The sequence below is a fragment of the Psychrobacter sp. FDAARGOS_221 genome (assembly GCF_002313155.2).
Lineage (GTDB): Bacteria > Pseudomonadota > Gammaproteobacteria > Pseudomonadales > Moraxellaceae > Psychrobacter.
On record NZ_NWFK02000001.1, the window covers coordinates 1,578,971 to 1,600,765 of the forward strand.

Annotated in this window: 19 protein-coding genes; 8 read left to right on the top strand and 11 right to left on the bottom strand. The window is 42.9% G+C overall.

The window, feature by feature from the left end:
- Nucleotides 1–282: 282 nt before the first annotated feature.
- From A6J60_RS06575 to A6J60_RS06585, 3 genes are all read left to right on the top strand, one after another.
- Nucleotides 283–564, top strand: coding sequence for a GNAT family N-acetyltransferase (locus A6J60_RS06575; RefSeq protein WP_096065270.1), 282 nt, complete (start codon nucleotides 283–285; stop codon nucleotides 562–564).
- Nucleotides 565–761: 197 nt separating this feature from the next.
- Nucleotides 762–1,085, top strand: coding sequence for a 4a-hydroxytetrahydrobiopterin dehydratase (locus A6J60_RS06580; protein ID WP_096065271.1), 324 nt, complete (start codon nucleotides 762–764; stop codon nucleotides 1,083–1,085).
- A 41-nt stretch (nucleotides 1,086–1,126) separates the two neighbouring features.
- Nucleotides 1,127–1,834 (top strand): metal-dependent hydrolase, encoded by a 708-nt coding sequence (locus A6J60_RS06585; protein ID WP_096065272.1) that lies wholly within the window; start codon nucleotides 1,127–1,129, stop codon nucleotides 1,832–1,834.
- A gap of 36 nt (nucleotides 1,835–1,870) precedes the next feature.
- Here A6J60_RS06585 and A6J60_RS06590 read toward each other — a convergent pair whose 3' ends face one another.
- Entirely contained in the window at nucleotides 1,871–3,082 is a 1,212-nt protein-coding gene (locus tag A6J60_RS06590) for a DUF4105 domain-containing protein (RefSeq protein WP_096065273.1), read from the bottom strand.
- 671 nt (nucleotides 3,083–3,753) lie between these two features.
- On the opposite strand from A6J60_RS06590, the gene A6J60_RS06595 reads away from it, so the two are divergent.
- Complete coding sequence (locus A6J60_RS06595) at nucleotides 3,754–4,647, top strand: hemolysin family protein (RefSeq protein WP_096065274.1); 894 nt, start codon at nucleotides 3,754–3,756, stop codon at nucleotides 4,645–4,647.
- Nucleotides 4,648–4,654: 7 nt separating this feature from the next.
- The gene (locus tag A6J60_RS06600; protein ID WP_096066506.1) at nucleotides 4,655–5,710 is read left to right on the top strand and encodes a patatin-like phospholipase family protein; all 1,056 of its coding nucleotides are present in this window, start codon (nucleotides 4,655–4,657) and stop codon (nucleotides 5,708–5,710) included.
- A gap of 262 nt (nucleotides 5,711–5,972) precedes the next feature.
- Here A6J60_RS06600 and A6J60_RS06605 read toward each other — a convergent pair whose 3' ends face one another.
- Entirely contained in the window at nucleotides 5,973–6,560 is a 588-nt protein-coding gene (locus A6J60_RS06605; protein WP_096065275.1) for a hypothetical protein, read from the bottom strand.
- A gap of 568 nt (nucleotides 6,561–7,128) precedes the next feature.
- Here A6J60_RS06605 and argA point away from each other — a divergent pair.
- Nucleotides 7,129–8,451 (top strand): amino-acid N-acetyltransferase, encoded by a 1,323-nt coding sequence (argA, locus tag A6J60_RS06610; RefSeq protein ID WP_096065276.1) that lies wholly within the window; start codon nucleotides 7,129–7,131, stop codon nucleotides 8,449–8,451.
- 135 nt (nucleotides 8,452–8,586) lie between these two features.
- Here argA and A6J60_RS06615 read toward each other — a convergent pair whose 3' ends face one another.
- Nucleotides 8,587–9,348 (bottom strand): FKBP-type peptidyl-prolyl cis-trans isomerase, encoded by a 762-nt coding sequence (locus A6J60_RS06615; protein ID WP_096065277.1) that lies wholly within the window; start codon nucleotides 9,346–9,348, stop codon nucleotides 8,587–8,589.
- Nucleotides 9,349–10,029: 681 nt separating this feature from the next.
- Here A6J60_RS06615 and A6J60_RS06620 point away from each other — a divergent pair.
- A complete protein-coding gene (locus tag A6J60_RS06620) occupies nucleotides 10,030–11,592 on the top strand; it encodes a mechanosensitive ion channel (RefSeq protein WP_413772380.1) in 1,563 nt (520 codons plus the stop codon).
- 439 nt (nucleotides 11,593–12,031) lie between these two features.
- Complete coding sequence (locus A6J60_RS06625) at nucleotides 12,032–12,712, top strand: SDR family NAD(P)-dependent oxidoreductase (RefSeq protein ID WP_096065279.1); 681 nt, start codon at nucleotides 12,032–12,034, stop codon at nucleotides 12,710–12,712.
- A gap of 164 nt (nucleotides 12,713–12,876) precedes the next feature.
- On the opposite strand, the gene pnp is transcribed toward A6J60_RS06625, so the two are convergent.
- The 8 genes from pnp to infB form a co-directional block, all read right to left on the bottom strand.
- Nucleotides 12,877–14,982 (bottom strand): polyribonucleotide nucleotidyltransferase, encoded by a 2,106-nt coding sequence (pnp, locus tag A6J60_RS06630; RefSeq protein ID WP_096065280.1) that lies wholly within the window; start codon nucleotides 14,980–14,982, stop codon nucleotides 12,877–12,879.
- Between the two features lie 576 nt (nucleotides 14,983–15,558).
- Nucleotides 15,559–15,825: a 30S ribosomal protein S15 gene (rpsO, locus tag A6J60_RS06635; RefSeq protein WP_096065281.1), complete on the bottom strand. Its 267-nt coding sequence runs from the start codon at nucleotides 15,823–15,825 to the stop codon at nucleotides 15,559–15,561.
- Between the two features lie 163 nt (nucleotides 15,826–15,988).
- Nucleotides 15,989–16,153: a hypothetical protein gene (locus A6J60_RS13365; RefSeq protein WP_193778032.1), complete on the bottom strand. Its 165-nt coding sequence runs from the start codon at nucleotides 16,151–16,153 to the stop codon at nucleotides 15,989–15,991.
- 21 nt (nucleotides 16,154–16,174) lie between these two features.
- Nucleotides 16,175–16,342 (bottom strand): hypothetical protein, encoded by a 168-nt coding sequence (locus tag A6J60_RS13370; protein WP_193778033.1) that lies wholly within the window; start codon nucleotides 16,340–16,342, stop codon nucleotides 16,175–16,177.
- 134 nt (nucleotides 16,343–16,476) lie between these two features.
- Complete coding sequence (locus A6J60_RS06640) at nucleotides 16,477–17,004, bottom strand: type 1 glutamine amidotransferase domain-containing protein (protein ID WP_096065282.1); 528 nt, start codon at nucleotides 17,002–17,004, stop codon at nucleotides 16,477–16,479.
- Between the two features lie 368 nt (nucleotides 17,005–17,372).
- Nucleotides 17,373–18,359, bottom strand: coding sequence for a tRNA pseudouridine(55) synthase TruB (gene truB / locus A6J60_RS06645; protein WP_096065283.1), 987 nt, complete (start codon nucleotides 18,357–18,359; stop codon nucleotides 17,373–17,375).
- Between the two features lie 123 nt (nucleotides 18,360–18,482).
- Entirely contained in the window at nucleotides 18,483–18,899 is a 417-nt protein-coding gene (locus A6J60_RS06650) for a ribosome-binding factor A (RefSeq protein ID WP_096065284.1), read from the bottom strand.
- Between the two features lie 170 nt (nucleotides 18,900–19,069).
- Nucleotides 19,070–21,787: a translation initiation factor IF-2 gene (infB, locus tag A6J60_RS06655; RefSeq protein ID WP_096065285.1), complete on the bottom strand. Its 2,718-nt coding sequence runs from the start codon at nucleotides 21,785–21,787 to the stop codon at nucleotides 19,070–19,072.
- Between the last annotated feature and the right edge of the window lie 8 nt (nucleotides 21,788–21,795).

Here is a 21,795-nt window from a genome sequence, read left to right on the forward strand (position 1 = left end):
ACGGACATAGCATAGTTAACATCTGAAATTTGCGTCTGATATTGAACCAATATTAGACGACTCAACCGCCCGCAGTCATTAAAAAAATAGTTGTGCGCTATTATCGCATATTGGCCTACAGTTATCATCTGATGTTATCGGTTAAATTACTTTATAACGCTTGTATCACTCACTCAGCTCATATAATCTATTATTCAATAATGCTACTTATTGTTTACGCTAATAAAATACTAAATATCGACTCTAATAAAGTGCAGTTCTAATAAAGCAAAGGAGCTAAAAATGAAACCGACTGTGAACATTACTCATAACCCTGCAGAAAACCAATTTGAAACCACTATCGATGGTCATACTGGTTTTATCAGCTATCAAGATAACGGCGATAGCATTGTCTATGATCATACCATTGTGCCATCAGAGCTTGGCGGACAAGGCGTTGGTTCGGCTTTGGTTAAGCATGCATTAGACTATGCGCGTAGTGAAGGCAAAAAAGTGGTTCCGCAATGCTCTTTTGTGGCGTCATACATTAATAAGCATGAAGAATATCAAGACTTAGTAAAATAAAATGAGTACAATAAGCGCTGACTGACCTTCTATTAATCACTCTATTAATGACGCTATTAATTACGCTATTAATAATCATGACCTATTGGCATAATCGCTACTATTGCTGCTATGCATCAAACCGGTCATTAGAAACCGTCAGCGACACCCCAAATTACCCTTTTTATTATTGTCGTTAGCATTTTTTAGGAGGGCTTATGAGCCATCTCACTGACGCTCAAGTTGAGCTACAATTACAAGATCTTAATGGCTGGCAAAAAGACGGCAATGCCATCGTCAAAACCTTTATTTTTAGAGATTTTGTGGAAGCCATGAGTTTTATGGTACAGGCAGCCTTCCGTGCTCAAGAGCTAGAGCATCATCCAGAATGGCGCAACATCTATAACGAAGTTTATGTACGTCTGACTACCCATGATCTTAATGGCATCAGCAGCCATGACATTCGTCTGGCCAAGCGTATGGAAGAAATCATTGCTAGCCCTGCTGATACTCAGACAGCAGCAACCTCTGATACGCTATAATATCTCATTTTTGTTGTACTCAATCTTTAGGCTAAAACTCTGTGGCAAATTTTAGAACCCACCTCACTGGCGGCTTTGCGGTCAGTGGGGTTTTGGGCTTGGTAACGTATAAAGCGGGTCTGGTCAATGCTGACCAGTTTTTGATGTGTGTGTTGGCAGGAACGGTTGGCGGCTTGCTGCCTGATATCGACTCTGACAACTCAACCCCGATCAAAATGGCATTTGATTTGATCTCACTGACCAGTGCATTTGCGCTGATCATTCATTGGCGCAGTGAGCTGTCATTGGTTTCGATGATACTGCTGTGGCTGGCAGGCTACGTCTTTGTGCGATATGGCATTTTTGCGGTGTTTACTCGCCTAACCGTGCATCGCGGCATCATTCACTCCGTGCCTTATATGCTGGTGCTGGCGCTGGCGTTAACCAGCTTTAACTACTATGTGCTTGAGACTTCATCTATTGTGAGTTGGTTCTACGGCTCATTCCTATTCCTAGGCTCTATGGTACATTTGGGCTTAGATGAAGCCTATAGTGTTGATTTACTCAATCAGCGTTTAAAGCGGTCGTCGGGCACTGCCATGAAGTTTTATAAAGGCTCACAACGCTTTTATTATTTAGGGCTGTATGCCATTTTGATGATGTTTATATTCATCTCCCCGCCGTTTGATCCCTTTTTACGCAAAGTCAGCGATCCCATCACTTGGTGGCTGTTAAAAGATTCTATCTTACCGCAAGTGTTGACCCGTTAAGCAACTGCAACTACTGCCTGTTAGTAGCAAGAGCTGCTATTGAGACTGCAATTCAGGCTTTGGATTCGGCAATGGCAGACCTTGTCGCACTTGTTTAGAAAAGGCTTCAGGGTCTTGATTATCGGCATGGCTAAAGTCAGCAACTTTCGGGTTAATATGGGCATTAACATACCACTGCGACATATCCCAATTTTGATTAGCACCTTCCTGGTTTGGTAACAACCCTTGGTCAGACAAATAGTTTGGTACATAACCGGATAATAAAATACGATAATCCCAAGGGAACAACTCACTGTCTATGTTGCGCGCCATATCAAAGATGACCGTCGTACAATTACGCAACAAGGTATTGTACCAAGTGGCCTCCTGCTGTAGCTCTGAAATTTGATTTAAATACGCCATAAACAACGACTTTAGCTGCTGCTGGGGCATCCCTTCAACAGGGAACATATACACCTGCTCACCGCGTACATTACTGCGGGTATAGACAATGTCTCTTTCTTCCGCGGCCACTACCGCCATCTCAAACTGCTTCACAAACCCGCCAAAAGTTGAGAACGACTCGCCAACTTCTTTGCGAATCTCGATAGAAAAGCTCAACGGGCGCTGATCAGCGAAGCGAAAGCTCAATAAGGTGTGCCCAATTTGTTCACCCATCCAGTACGAGTTAATAATATCAACCCCAGTCAACTGATCTAGATCCACTGTGCGCTCTACCCAACGCTCCTGAGCCACTTGATCTTGATCACTTTTTTTGACTGCTTTTTTGTAATATGGCTTGGTGGGCTGAACTAAGGTTTCTGAGCCTTCAGCGCGCACCCAGTCAAAGTCGCGAACATTGTGTAAGGTAATGACATTCGTATTCGACGCATCTTGGCTAAACTGCACCACTTTTGACACTTCTGGCATCCAGTTTCTGTCTTGTTTCGCAGGTAGCCAAACATACCAAGCAGCCAACGCCAACCAACCAAGCGCCACACCGCCAATCCACTTTTGCCAATGCTGACCACGGCGCACATAGCAGATAACGGCAGTCAGCACACCTGCGCTAACGACAACAAGCACCAGTGCACGCAGCCAAGGTATATTATTTAAGTGTACCCACAGCACCAATCCTGCCCACAAAATGGCCAGTAGCACACACAAATAGCAGGCCCATTTAAGCACCCCACTCAGCACACGCCCTAGCCCGCGCTGATGTTGGTTCTTCATGGTGTCTGATTTGGTTGTCGGGCTAAGTTTTGGCATAGTTAAGTCTGTTCCTATTGATAACAATCGCTGTGGCTGTGGCTGTGGCTGTGGCTGTGGCTGTGATAGATAATACGGGCAAAAATGCTACCAGTTTATTTTAGACAGTCAAACTTAGCAACTTGATACCGTATTGAGTTATTTAAAACCATCACTCAATCGTCAACCGTATTAAACAACCTATCGTATCGATTAAATAAAGCCCTAACTAAGATAAAAGATAATTGAATAAAACCGAAATCGGCAAAACTTTCATTAATAAGCAATCAGCGTTAACTAAATTAACAACATACTAACTGAGTCATCAGCGCTGTGTGGTGTTAAATAGCAGGTATTGGCACTGAAATTAGTGACGCTTGAGAGTTTTTGACTTCGGTTCTATACTCTTTTATCAATCGCTAGTTTGGCAGTAGTGTCGCTCTGCTACTAATATTTCAGTGCTATTTGAATGGCGTTTATTTGATTGATATTCAAATGCTATTTGAATAACCAGCAGCTCGACCGCATAACCCATACATCAATCCCACAATCAAAAACTTCGGTTTCAATAACGAATTGAATAACGAAAGTACGTGGCTTTATGGTGTAGTTTTGATAAAGTAACCGTAACTTAACCACAAGTTAATTGAATAACGTAACCGTTAACAACAAGACGAGGTACAACGCTTCCCATGTCCGATGACAATTCTGGCACAAACAGTTGGTCAATGCGCGGTTTAAAGCGCTGGCTAAATACCGCTCCTGAAACCCGCGATGAACTGATTAAACTGGTACAAGATTCACACCAGTTTTTGGAGCCTGACACCGTAGATATGCTTGAGGGTGTGCTGGACTTGCCCGCCACTCAAGTCCGCGAAATTATGACGCCGCGCCCACAAGTGCAAGGCTTCCATGAGAACGATAGCCTAGCCGACATCATGGACATGATCTTAGAGACCAGCCACTCACGCTATCCGGTATTTGATAGCCATGATGATGATGCGGTGATTGGTATTTTGCTGGCAAAAGACCTGATCTCTTTGTTGGTACATATGATTCGTGAAAAAGAAGACGGTCATAATACGTTTCGCTTAAAGTCATTTATTCGTCAGCCGTTGTATATTAGCGAAACCGCCCGCTCTGATACTCTGCTTCGATCGTTGCAGCGCACCCAAGTGCACATGGCCGTGGTTGTCGATGAGTTTGGCAATATGGTCGGTGTGGTCACCATGGAAGATCTGCTCGAAGAAATCGTCGGTGATATTGTGGACGAGCATGATGATTTCGATGAAGACAGTGATATTAATAACGTTATTCCACACCCAGAAAAGCCAAACACTTGGATTGTACAAGCCTCAACGCTGATTGAGGACTGTAACGAAGAGCTAAACACTCAGTTCGATGACACTGATGTTGACACCATGGGCGGCCTAGTAATGCAACAGCTCGGTCATGTCGGCGACTTAGAGGGTCAAAGCGTCACTACGCAAGGCTGGCATATCTCTATTGTTGATGTTGAAGGCCGCTTTATTAAATTGCTTGAGCTAACGCCTGATACTGGTAATGAGTACGCCGTTAATGATTAACTTTGCTATGACATCAACCAACGCCAAACCAGCGTCTGCAAATCAAGCTTTTTTATTAAAACGTCTGGTAATCGGTGCCACGCTTAGTAGCTTTCTGGCGGCTTGCGCTTCTGTTGAGCCTGCACAAAAAGCGGCAAGCTCAACCTTAGCTGACCCTAATGAACCAGTAATTGCACTGGTACTTGGCGGTGGTGGCGCCAAAGGTTTAGCCCATGTGGGTGTGATAAAGTCGCTTGCGGCACACGATATCCATCCTAACCTAATCGTTGGCACCAGTGTGGGAAGCCTAGTTGGCAGTATCTACGCCAGTGGCCAATCCGCAGATCAATTAGAATCACTCGCCGTATCTTTTAATGACAGCGATATCACCGACTTTACCGTCTCCTATCAAGGTATTATCGAAGGGGCTAAGCTGCGCAACTTTGTTAATACTCACGTCAATAACCAACGCATTGAAGCCTTCCCGACTCGCTTTGCGGCCGTTGCTGCTGAAAAGCACAGCCAACAAAAGGCGGTATTTACTGAGGGTGAAGCGGGATTGGTGGTTCAAGCATCCAGCAGTGTCCCTAACGTGTTCATTGCACCGCGTATCCCTGACCCTAAGACCTCAGGTATTGTGGGCAAAAAATATGTCGATGGCGGCGTGGTCAGCATTGTTCCAGTCGATACCGCCAAAGCGCTGGGCGCAGATGTGGTGATTGCCGTTGATTTGCAAGTGGGTACTGGCAGTAGTGACAGCAGATCAAGCACCGGCTTTAATCCATTAATGGGTCAAGCTAAAAAAAGCATTTGGTCACTGATTGAACAAGGCTATAACAACTACGCTAATAAGCAGTCATCGACAGCGACGCGTAGCTATCAAGCAGCCAATCAAGCTGAGATTAGTCGCGCCGATATCGTTATCCGCCCGCAAGTGGCTGACATTAGCCCGATCAATACCATCGATAGAGAACAAGCCATCGCCGCTGGCGTGCAAGCGACTGAGCAAAACCTGCCTGCGATTCAAGCCGCCATCGAACAAGCGACGGTTAATCATAGACAGCGGCTGAGTACGTCTCACTAGCTTTAACTAGCTTATCTTACTGGTTTATCTGGCCTTTAATTGCATCACTGTACTTCATTGACTGCATTTTATTGATATTTTGAACAAAAAAATACCCGCAGACCTATCAAAGGTGTGCGGGTTTTTGGTCTGTAGATATCGGTATATCAACAATTTGTACATCAATAACCTGTACATCGATAACCTACCTCGGATCACGGATGCTGGAAGTTACTTAAACTGATCCAGCGGCTTATCTAAAGCTCAGACCCAGTTAGATTGCTTAGCGTACAACGGCGCGATATTTAACAACCGCTGTTTCGTGAGCCTCTAAGCCCTCGATAGTCCAGCGTAGGTTTTTGTAATACTCTAGTGGCAAGTCCTGTAGCTGACCATCAATACGGCCACGTAGCGGCATGTGGTTGTACTCACGACCATCTAGACTGGCTGAAGCTGATTTCGGGAAGACTTCACCGACCAGTTTCACTTCATCTGGAATGCTCATAGTGACGTCCATTTTGCGCATACGGTCGTCGCTGTTGTTAGTAAAGTAGCCATGATATTCAATAACATTACCTTTTTGTAGGCGTGTATTGGCATCGATTGGCTGTAGCACTGGATTGCCTTCCGCATCAACACTAACCAAAGCAGCCACAGTTTTTGAAACCACTACTTTTTGGGCTTGGGTGTTTTGAGCTTGTACGTTCTGTGCTTGAGCATTTTGCGCTTGCGCAACGCCTGCTGCAACCTGCTCTGTTTCTGGGGTTGGTAACATTGCATGAGCACTGATGCTAGTCGCTAATAGACACATTGCGCTGCTAACCGCTAATCCAGAGATGCGTTTAGAAAAATTTAACATGTTAGATTTCATAGAATATCTTTCCTTTTTATAATTGCCGGTTGATCGTTGCTAATCACTGAAGATGACAGAGAAAAGTTTAATAATGACCGTCGATGTGATGACATAGTCTCTAGATATAATCACTAAATATAGCCACTAAAAATCTGTTAACCTTTATCAATATGCGATAAACCAATATTCGATAAAGGGTATTAAGCTCACCAATATAGCAAAATAGCTATTTAAGTAAACACCTTTTATTGTTGGCTTTTTTTATTATTGGCTTGCTGCTGTAAATAATGTCTCTGTTTGTATCTGGCTTGCGAGCCGTATTCTCTATTATAGACTGTATTTGCTATGACACAATCCACACCCTCTAAGCCCCCAGTTAACGACCCAACATAGTGTGATTGAATAAAAACCGTTATCTGGCGTTAAATAAACTATTTATTGAGACTGACAACTGGGGTATCCTAAAAATAAAGATAGCTCCAATTGACATTTTTTGTTATCGTAAAAGCTTATCAATATTGTGTAACCCTTTATGTTCACGCCCTTTTCTACTCCCTTAAACTAAAGCCCATTGTGATACTTTGATATGATAGATACCGCTATGCCTAAGATTACTCCCGATTATGTCCATTGGTTTCGCAACTCAGCCCCTTATATCAATACCCATCGTGGCAAGACCTTTGTCATCATGTTTGGCGGCGAAGCTGTTAATCACCCCAACTTTAGCAATCTCATTCATGACTTTGCTCTGCTGCATAGCTTAGGCATTAAGCTTGTATTGGTGCATGGTGCACGACCACAAATTGAGAAAAACTTAGCAGCACTTGGGCTACAATCCCCCTTACACAATGACATCCGTGTGACGCCAAGAGAAGCGATGCCGACCATCTTAGAAGCGGTCGGTGCCATTCGTTTGCAAATCGAAGCGCAACTGTCGATGGGTCTGGCTAACTCGCCTATGTACGGTTCTCGCATTGATGCGGTATCTGGTAACTTCGTGACAGCGAGACCTTATGGCGTTCGTGACGGTGTCGATTATCAAATGACCGGTGAAGTGCGCTCTATCGACGTTGAAGCCATCAAAAACAACCTATTGCACAATCATATGGTCATTTTGGGCTCTATGGGTTACTCAGCGACGGGTGAGATCTTCAACTTATTGGGCGAAGATGTTGCTCTATCAGCAGCAGTGGCGTTAAACGCTGATAAGTTAATCTTTTTAGGCAATGAGACAGGTATCAACGAAGAAGGTCGCTTGCTACACGCCATGATACCGAATGAAGTCGATCGCTTCTTACGTGACCGTGACTTAGACCGCGAAATCTATTACTTCTTGCACTGTGCTGCTCAAGCATGTCGTGCCGGTATCCATCGTACTCATATCATTTCTTACGCTGAAGATGGCGCCTTACTTGAAGAGCTGTTCACCCGTGATGGTTCAGGCACCTTAATCAGCCATGACCCTTATGAAGAGATTCGCCGTGCCACTATCGACGATGTGGTCGGTCTTATCGAGCTACTGTCTCCACTCGAAGCGCAAGGCATCTTAGTCCAGCGCTCACGTGAACGCTTAGAACAAGAAATTGAGCTGTATAGCGTTATCGAGCGTGATGGTATGATTTTAGGCTGTGCGGCGCTGTATCCACTGGATGAAGATTCTGCAGAAGTGGCCTCAATTGCGATTCATCCAGACTATCGTAATGGCAGTCGTGGCGCCGACCTATTGGCATTCTTAGAGCAGCAAGCCCGCAGCCATGGTCGCCATCAACTGTTCGCGTTAACCACACGTACGGCGCACTGGTTTGTTGAGCAAGGATTTGAAGAAGTTGACGCAGATACTTTACCTGAGCCGCGTCAAACGACTTATTACAATGGTCGTAACTCAAAAGTATTTAAAAAGAAGCTGTAAGTCGACTAACTCGGCAAAAGCTGTATCATTATTTATCGTTAACAGCATTTGTCATAAACAGCGTCTTGCATTAAAAAAACACCTGCTATTCATAGCAGGTGTTTTTTTATTTGAAAGTTATGAGTAAACCTTTTTTTATTGTGCTGGTTGCTCAGGCATCTCTGGGTTTACTTCGATCATTTCAACTTTGAAGATTAGCGTGCTGTTTGGCGCAATACCTTCGTTACCAATTTCGCCATACGCTAAGTCTGCAGGAATATATAATTCATACTCGCCGCCTTCTTTCATTAGCTGTAAGCCTTCAGTGAAACCAGTGATTAAGCCTCCTACTGGGAAGACAACTGGCTCGTCTCTGTCATAAGAGCTGTCAAATACGGTGCCGTCTAATAACTTACCTTCATAGTTTAATTTAACCATGTCTTTTTCAGTTGGAGACTTACCTGTACCTGCTTTAATCACTTTATATTGTAAGCCAGACTCTGTGGTCTTCACGCCTTCTTTCTTCGCGTTTTCTGCTAAGAACTTATCACCTTCTTCTTTGTTAGTCGCCGCTTCTTGCTGCATTTTTTCCATCATTTCGGCTTGTTTTTTCTCTTGATACTTAGTCATGACTTCATTCATGTGCTCATCACTTAATACCGCATCTTTACCGGCGAAAGCATCACGGAAGCCTTGTTCAAAAGTATCGATGTTCAGATCATCTAGTGACTCTCTATAGCCTTCAGCAGTGGCATAACCTAAGCTGTAACCTACCTTTTCAAGCTCAGAGCTCTGCTCAGTTACGGTTGCGCTAGAGCCGCCGTTTTCTGTCTTGTTACCATTATTTGCACAGCCGACAGATACAAGGGTAGCTAACATGGCAGTGGCTAATAGTTTCGGGGTCATGAATTTTTTCATAAATTAACTGTCTCTATTGTGAATTGAACACGCTATTGTGTCTTAAAAATGATGTATTAAAAAAACCCAATCCGATGTCTTGGGTTGTACGTTAATATTTTGGTAAATTTCTTATCCTATAATAGGTGCCATAATAGCAAAATTGAAATTCAATCACCATACGGCTTGGTTAATATGGCCTATTATTGTATAGAAAATGTTAATAACTGCCCTTTTAGACACATATATTCAAACTAACTTTATAAAAAGCGGTTTATTAATGTTAACTATTCCGATAAAGTGTCGTTGTAAACTTTCAATTATAAAGACAACGTGTATCTAATATTGCTAAAAGCTTAATAACGCAAACTAAAATTATCAACAAAGGCTTGGTTTTGATTAGTCTTTTTAAATATTAAGTTAAATATTTAGATTCATAATGGTCGGCTAAATAGATTATAATAACTCATTAAACTATTGGTTAACTGGTTAATTGAAAGCCTTTAGTGCTATTTGAATGTTTTGTTATGACTTGTTTTTCTTATCATTATTCATCTGATAAATAAGTCGAACAAATATTATTCATAACTTTCAATTCACTCAAATAGCTGAAACTAATAAAACAAATTTCTATTATAAAGAGGCTGATAAAGATCTTTATTTTATATTGCTATACATTATAGGAGAAACAACGTGGACAACATGTTTGTTTGGTTTAATAACAATCTTGGCGGACCAATTGGCTCGATTATCGCGGCTATTTTGGTATTCGTTATCGGCTGGTTAATTGCAATGGCACTTGGCGGTGTTACACGCAATTTATTAGCTCGCGTTAACTTAAACCAACGTATGAATACCTCAACAGGTAAAACTTACGATCTAGAAAGCTTAATTTCTAAGATTGTTTTCTGGTTTGTATTCTTAATGGCCATCTCTGGCGCATTAAGCATGCTGAGCTTAAACGCTATTTCAGCACCATTCGCTAATATGATTGATAGCGTTCTATCATTCATTCCAACCTTATTAGCTGCTGTTGCTGTTGGTGTGGTTGGTTGGGTCGTTGCAACTGTTGCACGTACTGCAATCAATACTGCCCTATCGAAAACCACTTTAGACGAAAAGCTAAGCTCTGAAGCTGGTATTCAGCCAATGAGCGGCACTATTGCTGATATCGTATATTGGGTTATCTTACTGTTTACGCTAGTTATGGTATTGGGTCAGCTTCAATTAGAAGGCCTATTTGCACCACTAACTGGTATGCTAAACAAAGCAGTTAGCTTCATACCAAATATCGTTGGCGCTGCTATCATCTTCTTCGTTGGCTTAATCATTGCTAAGGTTGTTCGTGGTATCGTGGTTAACATGGTATCAACGCTTAACTTGCAAGGTTTTGCTGAAAAAGCAGGTATCAGTAACGAACGTGAAAACAGCCTTCCAAAAATTGCTGGTTCACTAGTCTTCTTATTAATCATCATCCCAACAGTCATCGCGGCTCTTGAGAAGTTGAATATTGAAGTTATTTCACGTCCTGCAACCAATATGCTTAACAAGATCAGCAGTGCATTGCCAAATATCTTCACGGCAGCTGCTATCTTAGTTGTGACTTACTTCATCATGAAGATGGTTGCTAACGTTATCAAAGGCATCCTTGAGAACACGACTGTTAACGCCCTACCTGCAAAAGTAGGTCTAGACAGTGCTCTAGGTGAGACGAAAGTATCAGACTTAGTTGGTCATGGTATTATCTTCTTCAGCATGTTATTTGCTGGCATCATGGTTGCTGACCTATTAGGCTTTGAAGCCATCAGTGGTATCATCACCATGTTCATCACTTTTGGTGCAGATATTATTCTAGGCGCTATCATCCTAACTATCGGTTTCTGGTTAGCCAACCTTATCGCTGGTGTGGTTGAGCGTTCAGATCAAGGTTCTAAGCTATTAGCAAATATCGTACGCGTGCTTATCATGGGTCTGGTATTGGCTATGGGTCTAAAAGCAATGGGTATTGCAGACTCTATCGTTAACCTAGCCTTTGGTCTAACTCTAGGCGCTGTTGCGGTTGCTTTCGCTCTATCATTTGGTCTTGGTGGTCAAGAAGCCGCTGCTCGCTTCCTACGCAAGCTACAAGACAAAGCTGAAGCAGAAGCTGAGAAAAAGAAAGCGTCTAAAGCCATTGCAGATACTGCAAAGAAAACAGGTGAAGAGCCTTCTATCACTACCGTTTCAGGTGATGAGCCTTCAGTACCTGGTTCAGAAGACAAGTAATCGTTTAATCAACGATAATCAAAATCTGTCTTCTTATTCACAAGATACCCGTGTTAATAACCTCGCGTTAATACATGGGTATCCCCAAAAAAGGCAGCCTCGCGCTGCCTTTTTTGTTGCCTAAATTTTGGCAACTTAATTATGCTAAATTACACAACTCAGCCATGGCAGTGGTTGCTAACCTTGGTTAATATTGATATTGTCAAAATATACAATAAGATTGATACGCTTACTGATTAACAGGGTTATATAAAAGCCAACCAATGAGCCGAACATACCTATATCTCGTGAGAATGAAAATAGCTGGTGAGAATAATTTAGCTCGTGAGCATAAAGATAGCTAGAAAGCACAGACTTAGAGAATATAGACACAGAATAAGTGATTAATATAAATAAAATCGACGACTAAAATCCAGTCGCAAAAATAAGGCCAATTAATATGAAACGTTTTAACGATAAAGTTATTATCATAACCGGTGCAGACTCAAGCCTGGGTCGTGCTACTGCATTAAGACTTGCCAGAGAAGGCGCTAACATCGTGCTTATTGGCATGAATGACAAAGTACTCAGCTACATTGCCGATGAGCTTCCAGAGGATCACACCTGGATTAATGCTGGCAACCACTTGTCTGTTACCTCTGATATTACCAATCATGAGCAAGCAAAAAAGCTGGTAAATTATGTGATGGATAAATACAGCCATATTGACTCAATGATTAATATCAACACCACAGTCACTATGGAAACCCCTCTGCTTGAAGAGCTGAGCAAAAGTAACGGCAATATTGTTGAAGTCTCTTTATTGTCTGATACAGAAGCCAAATGGAGCTTTGAGGCTTACGCTGAAGCCAAACAGGCCGCTGCTAAACGTGTTAGCGACTTAGCGCTTCAGTACAGTGAGCAAGGCATCCGCGCCAATGCTGTCGTGATTGGACTGACCACAGCAGACAACTGCGAAAACAGTGATATCGAAAGAGAGTTCGTATCACAAAGTCCGTTAGGCAAATTGGTTGAGCTAAGTGAAGCGGTTGAGGTCATTACCTTTTTGGCCGATGAAGACAACCGCTCATTAACCGGTGTTACCCTACCCGTCGATGGTGGCTTGAGCTTAAAGCTTTAATTTTAATATAAGGTCTCAAGTTCAGACTGATAAGTCAGCTCTCCTTGTTTTATTAGCCATAAAAAAACACCTATCTGAACCAGATAGGTGTTTTTATTTACGCGCTGTCTTTATTTACGCATCGTTCTAAGCTTACTTAGCTTAGAGTGTGCTTAAAACAACCATTAAGCGTCTTGCTCAACGCCTTTCATAGTTAGCTTAATACGACCGCGGTTATCAACGTCTTGTACCAATACATTGATTTCCTGACCTTCTTTAAGATAATCAGACACGCTTTCAACACGCTCATCAGCGATTTGTGAGATATGTACCAGACCATCAGTACCTGGCAATACGGTCACGAATGCACCAAAGTCGACCACACGAGCAACCGTACCTTTGTACACTTTACCCACTTCAACTTCAGCAGTTATTGCTTCAATCTGACGGATCGCTTCTTTAGTGGCGGCTTTATTCTCACCAAAGATACGAATGGTACCGTTGTCATCGATATCGATAACAGCGCCAGTGTCTTCGGTTAGCTGACGGATGGTTGCGCCGCCTTTACCGATTACGTCACGGATTTTGTCCGAGTTGATTTCCATTACTGCATAATTTGGCGCGTGTGCGTTGATTTCAGTACGGCTAGCAGGCAATACTTCGTTCATTGCGTTTAGGATATGGATACGGCCAGCGTGTGCTTGCTCAAGCGCTTTTTCCATGATATCTGGGGTAATACCTTCGATTTTGATATCCATCTGTAGTGCAGTGATACCGTCTTTTGAACCGGCTACTTTAAAGTCCATATCGCCTAAGTGATCTTCGTCACCTAAGATGTCTGACAATACCGCGAAACGATCGCCTTCTTTAACCAGACCCATAGCGATACCAGCTACTGGCGCTTTCATTGGTACACCGGCGTCCATTAACGCTAAGCTTGCACCACAAACTGAGGCCATTGATGATGAACCGTTTGATTCAGTGATTTCTGATACCACACGGATTACATATGGGAAGCGATCGCTGTCTGGTAGCATGGCTTGAACACCACGGCGTGCTAGACGGCCATGACCGATTTCACGACGCTTAGGCACACCTTCACGGCCGGTTTCGCCTACTGAGAAGTGTGGGAAGTTATAATGCAACATGAAATGATCATGGATAGTACCCGCCAATGAATCAATCAAGTTCACGTCACGAGTGTTACCTAGTGTGGTCGTTACTAGTGCCTGAGTTTCACCACGAGTGAACAATGCTGAACCATGAGTATAAGGTAGAACGCCCACTTGGATATCAAGCGCACGAACGGTATCTAGGTCACGACCATCGATACGTGGCTTACCTGACAAGATAGCGTCACGTACAGTGCGGTATTTTAGATCATCATAGATATCTTTAACTTGCGATTCTTTGTCAGCAAACTCGTCCGCTTCAGGGTCACCAGCTAGCGCTTCAATAGCGGCTGCTTTGATCTCATCTAATCTTTCATAACGATCTTGCTTATCGCTGATTGAGTATGCTTCAGCAACTTGCTTACCAAACTGTGATACTAACTGCTGTTTTAATTCAGCGTCTACTTCAGGCGCTACAAATTCTTGCTTCTCAGTACCAACCGCTTTGGCCAGTTCAATGATGTTATCGATCACAATTTGCTGTTGCTCATGACCGTATAATACAGCACCTAGCATCTGATCTTCAGACAGCTCAGCGGCTTCTGATTCAACCATTAATACCGCAGATTTAGTACCCGCAACTACTAAGTCTAGATCACTTTGCTCTAGCTCTTCGATTGATGGGTTAAGCACATATTCGCCATCGATAAAGCCAACGCGAGCACCACCGATAGGACCATTAAATGGTGCGCTAGAAATAGCCAGTGCTGCTGATGCACCAATCATTGCTGCAATATCAGCGTAGTGTTTCTTATCACTAGAAACCACTGTGGCAGTGATTTGGATTTCGTTAACATAACCTTCAGGGAATAACGGACGAATTGGACGGTCAATTAGACGTGAGGTTAAGGTTTCAAACTCTGTTGGACGGCCTTCACGCTTACCGTAGGCACCAGGGATTTTACCCGCAGCGTACATTTTTTCTTGATAGTTAACGGTTAGCGGGAAGAAGTTTTGACCTTCTTTGGCTTCGCTTTTCACAACAGCAGCAACCAATACAGACACACCGCCCATATGGACCAATACTGAATTGGCTTGTCTAGCGATACGGCCGGTTTCGATAACAACTTGTTCGTTGCCGTATTGGAATTCACGAGAAATGGTATTGAACATTGACATTAATTTTTCCTATTTTTATATATTCGAGATATAAATGAATGAACACATCCTTTGAGACCAAGTTACAGCCTCTAACGTTTAACAGCTTATGCGTATTGGTACCTTTATGCTTATAGTTATATGTCTGCTTGTGGCTATATGCTTAGGGTTATTAATACAGACTATCACTAGTTGTTTTTATATTTACTTTTTTGGATATTCGCTGGTTGCTGGATATGCGCATGAAAAAGTAGATATAAAGCTATAGGATAGAGGTTTTATATTTCAGACCAAACTAAAGTACTAAAACATGTTAAACGTTAGAAGCCTGCTGTCTGCAATAGGACAGGTTCTTATTTTACAGGGATTTGAAAGACTTGACCAATAGTTGACTAAAAAAGTCAGTTACAGGATATTTAGCCCAACCTTAATCCGGTTTTATTAGGTTAAATCACCCCTCGGTGAGATAAAAGCAACTGATACAAAAAACGGCGTGAAATATTCACACCGTTTTTTCTACTTCGTTAGATAGACGCACAAGTTAGGCATAACACCAATCGCTTGGCTCTACCTATCCACTCAAACTGAGTAGATAAATTAACGACGTAAACCTAACTGGCTGATTAGCTCTACATAACGATCTAAATTTTTGCCTTTTAAGTAGTCTAAAAGCTTACGACGTTGGTTAACCATACGAATCAAACCACGGCGGCTATGGTGATCAGCCTTGTGTGCTTTAAAGTGAGCTTGTAGGTCATTGATACGAGCGGTTAACAAAGCAATTTGTACTTCAGGTGAACCAGTGTCACCAGGTGCGCGTTGGTATTGGGCAACGATTTGTTCACGATCTGTTTTGGTTAGCATAACTATCTCCTGCAATGCTTGCGATAAATAAGGTCGATTTTATTGGGGACATCCCTGCATTACTAGAGATGACCTAAAAAAATGACCAAGTAAGCCTAGCATTATAACAAAAAACTACCCATGAGTGGGTAGTTTTTTATCGAATAGACAATAATTTAACAAATTACTTTTTGACGTCATCTTCAGTTGCATGACCGCCAAGCGCATCATCATCTAATGCCACTGTTGTCGCCTCTGCTAGGTTATCTGGGCTTTCATGCTGTTCTAAAGACTTATCGATGGCCTCGCCTTTTAGCGTTGCCTTTACACCATTTGCGTCGTTACTCATAAACAACTCCAGTTGGTAAATTTATTTAGTACGTGAGTGTTCTAAGTTGTCCGCTAGGCCTTCTGCCGCTTCTTTAGGATCTTTATTTTTATTCGGTCCTAAATTACCATCAACCTGATTTTTTAGGGCAGTTAGCTCTGCTTCTGGTTGTTGCTGTGGATATCTTTTCTTATCATCTGAGTTTGACATAATAATTTCCTTTTATTGATTATTGATTAAATAGCAGTCGTAGAAATACGAGTGCGGTTCGTTAATTTTTCAATTAGTTAGTGCTTCAATAGTTAATACTTTAAAAAAAACAGTACTTTAAACTTTAATAAAACTTAGCTCAGTGCCTTATCAATGGCCTCAACAAATGCCTCAATATCATCGGGGTTACGTGAGGTAATAATCACCCCATCTTGCTGCACCTGTTTATCAACATAAGTACCACCAGCGTTATTAATGTCGGTTTGTAGGCTTGGATAAGCAGTTAGTGTCTTACCTTTAACTAGTCCCGTATTGACCAGCAACCAAGGCGCGTGACAAATTGCAGCAACGGTTTTATTGGCATCATAAAACTGCTTCACAAAGCGTTGTGCCTCTTGATTCTGACGAATGGTATCAGCATTTACTGTACCGCCTGGAAGCACAATGGCGTCATAGTCATCGACATTGGCATCTTTTAAAAACAAGTCCGCATTATAAGTGCCCACTTTTTCAACGTCGCCTTCCATCGCCTGTACTTGCTTGTCATCGTTGGTCGTGATTAATACGGTGTTATAACCTTTGTCTTTTAAAAGACGATCGACTTCTGCGTACTCTGACTGTTCAAAATATGAATGTAGTAAAAATGCGACAGTCTTACTCATAATCATTTGCTCCCATTACTTGGTGCGTGAATGTGGTAGCTACTTTTATAATTGCTTTAGTTAGTGTTAGGCCTTAATTAGTCTGATATTTTTCGTTATGACTTATTATTCTTATAATGAGTTGTTTTTATGATTAATTCGCTATTCGGCCTAATCAGTAGCTTATGTATTTAGCATATCGGTTAGAGGCGGCATTCTGTAGGGGTCAGTTGCAAGCAAATGTATGGGATTGTTAGTTATGTTGGGAGAAAGTAACTGTTGTCACTTGAAGGTTAAAATTCAATAGGCACAAAAAAACCTCCATTAGGAGGTTTCGATAAAGCAAATTACTGCTTAAATAGATTAATCATAAGATTTAAACAAAGCGTTTAACGCTGAATCATCTTCTTCGGCTGTAATCGGCCATTGGCCTCTAATCGACCTAATCCTAAAAACTGATTATCAGCGCTGAACAAACGAATATCAACCGCTTGCTCGTTATCAGCAGCAACTGCTTTTAATGCATCGGCGATATAGGTCTCAAGCTCAGATTTGATTTGTGACTTAACATTAAGACGCTGACCCATATGCAGACGCGCACAATCCTCATCTGACACAACCAGTACCGGTATATCCGGAATACAAGCATCAATGCCGAGTAAAGCTGCAAGCCGCTGCTCATGCTCTAACGCTTCTAGTTGATCCAAGGTTATCGCATTTGCAATATCAAACTCACCCACTTGAGTGCGACGTAATGCGGTCAAATGCCCGACACTACCTAATGCAGCGGCAATATCCTCACCCAAGACTCTAACGTAGGTGCCTTTTGAACAGGTGACATCTAATATCAGCCCATCTTCTGCATTACCTGGCTGTAAGCTAAGCTTGGTGATATGCAGTGGTCGTGACTTGCGCTCAACCTCAATGCCAGCTCGAGCATATTCATACAGCTTTTTGCCGTCTTTTTTTAGGGCGGAATACATTGGCGGTATTTGTTCGATATAGCCTGTAAACTGCTCGGCAACTTTATTTAGCATTTGCTGATCAATATCAGGCACAGCCATTTCGGTGACAACTTGGCCTTCAGCGTCGCCAGTATCTGTCTGTTGCCCTAACTTAATCACCGCTTGATAAGACTTATAAGCATCTAGCTGATAATGACTAAACTTAGTAGCCTCACCCAGACAAACTGGCAATAAACCGGTTGCCATCGGATCAAGCGTACCGGTGTGACCTGCTTTTTTGCTATCGTGGTTTGGTGATTTAAGCAGATATTTGACCTTTGATACCACCTGCTGTGAGGTGATGCCTTGTGGCTTATCGATCAGTATCACGCCAGATACTCGACTTTTAGTAGGTTTACTGTCTTTCGTCACAGGCTTTACTCACTCTCTTTAATCACAGGTATTTACGATCTTTAATCACAAGCCATCAGCCTGTTTGATTATAGATTATAGCTAGGTATCTAGTCGTTAGATTATAGGATTATAGATAGATATCTAGTCGTTTTCGCTGTCGTCTTCAGCCGTTTTATCGCCTGATGTTTGCTCAGACTTAGTCACTGCTTTATTGATTAAGTCCATCATATAGTTACCACGGGCCGTCACTTCATCATAGTGAAATCTAAGACGTGGTGTGGTGCGGGTTTTTAAACTGTGGCTTAGCTCAGTGCGCAAAAATCCAGCCGCATTGTTCAATACCTGCATGCTGCCTTCATGGCTATGCTTGCTCATGGCATCATTAAGCTCAGGCTCCATGATGGTGACATAGATATCTGCATATCCTAAGTCAGGACTGACCTTGACGCTAGAGATGGTCACAAAACCAGTCAAACGTGGGTCATTAATAGCATCACGGATTAAAACCGCAAGCTCGCGTTGAATTTGATCGCCCAAGCGTTGTAAACGTTGGTTCATGGTATTTTCCTTACAAATTATTAAGACTTTTGTGCTTAACTTTTATGCTTAATAATCGATGACAATAATAGAGGGTAATCGTTATAGAATACAGTATAGATAAAAACCGTACTGATAAAAAAAGACCTAACAGGATGACCTGATAGGTCTTTGACAACAATAATTAGCGCTTAGATGGTGCGTTGAATTTCTTGGATTTCAAAGACTTCAATCTTATCGCCAACTTCAACGTCATAGCCACGAACGGCCAGACCACATTCCATACCAGATCTTACTTCGTTCACATCGTCTTTATAGCGACGTAGTGATTGTAAGTTACCGGTGAACACAACTTTGTCATCACGTAGTACACGGATAGACTTGTTGCGATAGATTGTGCCTTCAACCACCATACAACCGGCAGCTGCACCAAACTTACTTGAGCGGAATACATCACGTACTTCAGCAATACCCAAGATCTTCTCGCGATGTTCAGGTGACAACATACCACTCATTGCCGCTTTCACATCATCGATTAGGCCATAGATAACGCTGTAATAGCGAATATCGATACCGGCTTCATCTGCTTTACGTTTGGCAGCATTGTCTGCACGAACGTTAAAGCCTAGTAGCACAGCTTCGCTTGATTCGGCTAAAGTCACGTCTGACTCTGCAATTGGACCCACACCTGAGCTGATGACTTTTACTTTTACTTCATCAGTTGACAGCTCATTTAGGGCAGCCAATAACGCTTCTAGCGTACCACGAACGTCTGTTTTTAAGATGATGTTCAAGTAAGACAAGTCGTCTTGACCCATCTGCTCGAACATAGACTCTAGGCGCATCTTGTTCTGACGCTCAAGCTGTTGCTCACGCTCACGATTGGCGCGGAACTCAGCAACTTCACGTGCTTTCTTCTCATCAGAAACCACTAAGAATTCGCTACCAGACGCTGGGGTATCAGGAAGACCTAAGATCTCAACTGGGATAGATGGACCGGCTGACTTAATACGTTTGCCTGTCTCATCATTCATAGCACGTACTTTACCGTAGAATTCACCGGCCAGTACTAAGTCACCTTGGTTCAGAGTACCTTTCTTAACTAATAGGCTAGCAACAGCACCACGGCCTTTTTCTAGACGTGATTCAATAACCACACCTTGAGCAGCACCGTCAGTTGGCGCTTCAAGCTCCATAAGCTCAGCTTGTAAGTTGATTAGCTCTAATAGCTCATCAATACCTTCACCGGTCTTAGCAGAGATCTTAGCAACTGGCGTATCACCGCCCCACTCTTCGGTAACTACTTCTTTAGTGGTTAGGTCATTTAATACACGGTCAGGATCGGCTGTGCTCTTATCCATCTTGTTGATAGCAACAATGATTGGTGTACCTGATGCACGAGCGTGATCGATCGCTTCTTCAGTTTGTGGCATCATACCATCATCAGCAGCAACCACTAACACTACGATATCAGTCGCCTGAGCACCACGTGAACGCATTGCGGTAAACGCTGCGTGACCTGGGGTATCTAGGAATGTAATCACGCCACGCTCAGTTTTCACATGGTAAGCACCAATGTGCTGAGTAATACCGCCGGCTTCACCGGTTGCCACTTTGGTCTCACGAATCTTATCAAGTAGTGAGGTCTTACCATGGTCAACGTGACCCATAATAGTCACTACTGGCGGACGCGCTTGAACATTACTGCGGCGCTCTTCTACCGCTTCTTGTAAGTCGTCTTCAACTTTAGTATCGCTAACCGGTACAGGGTTGTGACCCATCTCTTCAACGATTAAGCTGGCCGTTGCTTGGTCGATTGCTTCATCAGCACTGACAATCTCGCCCATTTTCATTAACAGTTTAGTCACTTCACGTGCTTTAACTGCCATGCGCTGAGCCAGATCTGAAACAACGATATGTTCTGGGATTTCAACATCATGCACAATTTTCTCAACTGGTTTTTCAAACTTATGCTGAGAGGCTTGTGTTGATTTTAGACCATGTTTTCGGTTACGAATTTCGCGCTCTTCCTGGCCTTTACGACGGCGACCACGTGTTGCGGTGCCTGAAGAACCACGCTTAATTTCGCGACGTTCTTTTTCAAAAGATTCTTCTAGTGCTTCACCAACCAGACCTTCGGCCAATGGTTCGTCTTTACGCACTTCAGCAACAGGCTCTTTATCTTCGTACTTACCTGCCATTTTGCGCATTTGCTCAAGTGTTTTCTTCTGAGCTTCTTCTGCTTGTTTACGGCGGGTTTCAGCTTCAATTTGACGTAAGCGTTCTTCTTCAGCTTCGCGAGCTTCGCGAGCTTTACGCTCCGCTTCAGTTTCAACTTTTGGCTTAGTCGGTGCCACTTTTTTCTTCGGCGCTTCTTTTGCTGCTGCAGCGGCTTTGCTGCCTTTTTTGACAACAACAGTCGACACTTCCTCTTTTGTATCACCTGAGGATGAGCCACCACCTAAGTTAGCACGCATAGCCGCCAGCGTTGCTGCTTGACGTTCTTCTGCTTCTTTTTTAGCTTGCTCACGTTTTTTAGCTTCTTCCTCAGCGCGTTGTTTCGCTTCTGCGGCTGCTTTTTCACGAGCGGCAATTTCTTCAGCCAGTTTGGTAGGGTCTGGCTTTTCAAATACTTTTTTCTTACGCACTTCTACATTAACGCTCTTAGACTTGCCCGATGAGCCGGTCACACGAGCGGTACTGGTCGTTTTAGATTTCAAGCTAATACGACGCTTCTCTTTTTGTCCATGCGATTGTTTTAAGTATGCTACTAACTGTTCTTGCTCAAGCTCGGTGACCAGGTCATCCTCGCCACGAGCAGGCAGCCCAGCATCAGTCAGTTGCTTTTGTACTGCACTGACTGTCTTGCTTACCATGTCTGCTAATTCTTTGACGGTCTTATCTGCCATTTATAGTC

Coding starts and splice junctions, on each gene's coding strand:
- A6J60_RS06575 (WP_096065270.1), top strand. CDS start 283: ATGAAACCGACTGTGAACATTACTCATAACCCTGCAGAAAACCAATTT.
- A6J60_RS06580 (WP_096065271.1), top strand. CDS start 762: ATGAGCCATCTCACTGACGCTCAAGTTGAGCTACAATTACAAGATCTT.
- A6J60_RS06590 (WP_096065273.1), bottom strand. CDS start 3,082: ATGCCAAAACTTAGCCCGACAACCAAATCAGACACCATGAAGAACCAA.
- A6J60_RS06595 (WP_096065274.1), top strand. CDS start 3,754: ATGTCCGATGACAATTCTGGCACAAACAGTTGGTCAATGCGCGGTTTA.
- A6J60_RS06600 (WP_096066506.1), top strand. CDS start 4,655: ATGACATCAACCAACGCCAAACCAGCGTCTGCAAATCAAGCTTTTTTA.
- A6J60_RS06605 (WP_096065275.1), bottom strand. CDS start 6,560: ATGAAATCTAACATGTTAAATTTTTCTAAACGCATCTCTGGATTAGCG.
- argA (WP_096065276.1), top strand. CDS start 7,129: ATGATAGATACCGCTATGCCTAAGATTACTCCCGATTATGTCCATTGG.
- A6J60_RS06615 (WP_096065277.1), bottom strand. CDS start 9,348: ATGAAAAAATTCATGACCCCGAAACTATTAGCCACTGCCATGTTAGCT.
- A6J60_RS06620 (WP_413772380.1), top strand. CDS start 10,030: ATGTTTGTTTGGTTTAATAACAATCTTGGCGGACCAATTGGCTCGATT.
- A6J60_RS06625 (WP_096065279.1), top strand. CDS start 12,032: ATGAAACGTTTTAACGATAAAGTTATTATCATAACCGGTGCAGACTCA.
- pnp (WP_096065280.1), bottom strand. CDS start 14,982: ATGTCAATGTTCAATACCATTTCTCGTGAATTCCAATACGGCAACGAA.
- rpsO (WP_096065281.1), bottom strand. CDS start 15,825: ATGCTAACCAAAACAGATCGTGAACAAATCGTTGCCCAATACCAACGC.
- A6J60_RS13365 (WP_193778032.1), bottom strand. CDS start 16,153: ATGAGTAACGACGCAAATGGTGTAAAGGCAACGCTAAAAGGCGAGGCC.
- A6J60_RS13370 (WP_193778033.1), bottom strand. CDS start 16,342: ATGTCAAACTCAGATGATAAGAAAAGATATCCACAGCAACAACCAGAA.
- A6J60_RS06640 (WP_096065282.1), bottom strand. CDS start 17,004: ATGAGTAAGACTGTCGCATTTTTACTACATTCATATTTTGAACAGTCA.
- A6J60_RS06650 (WP_096065284.1), bottom strand. CDS start 18,899: ATGAACCAACGTTTACAACGCTTGGGCGATCAAATTCAACGCGAGCTT.
- infB (WP_096065285.1), bottom strand. CDS start 21,787: ATGGCAGATAAGACCGTCAAAGAATTAGCAGACATGGTAAGCAAGACA.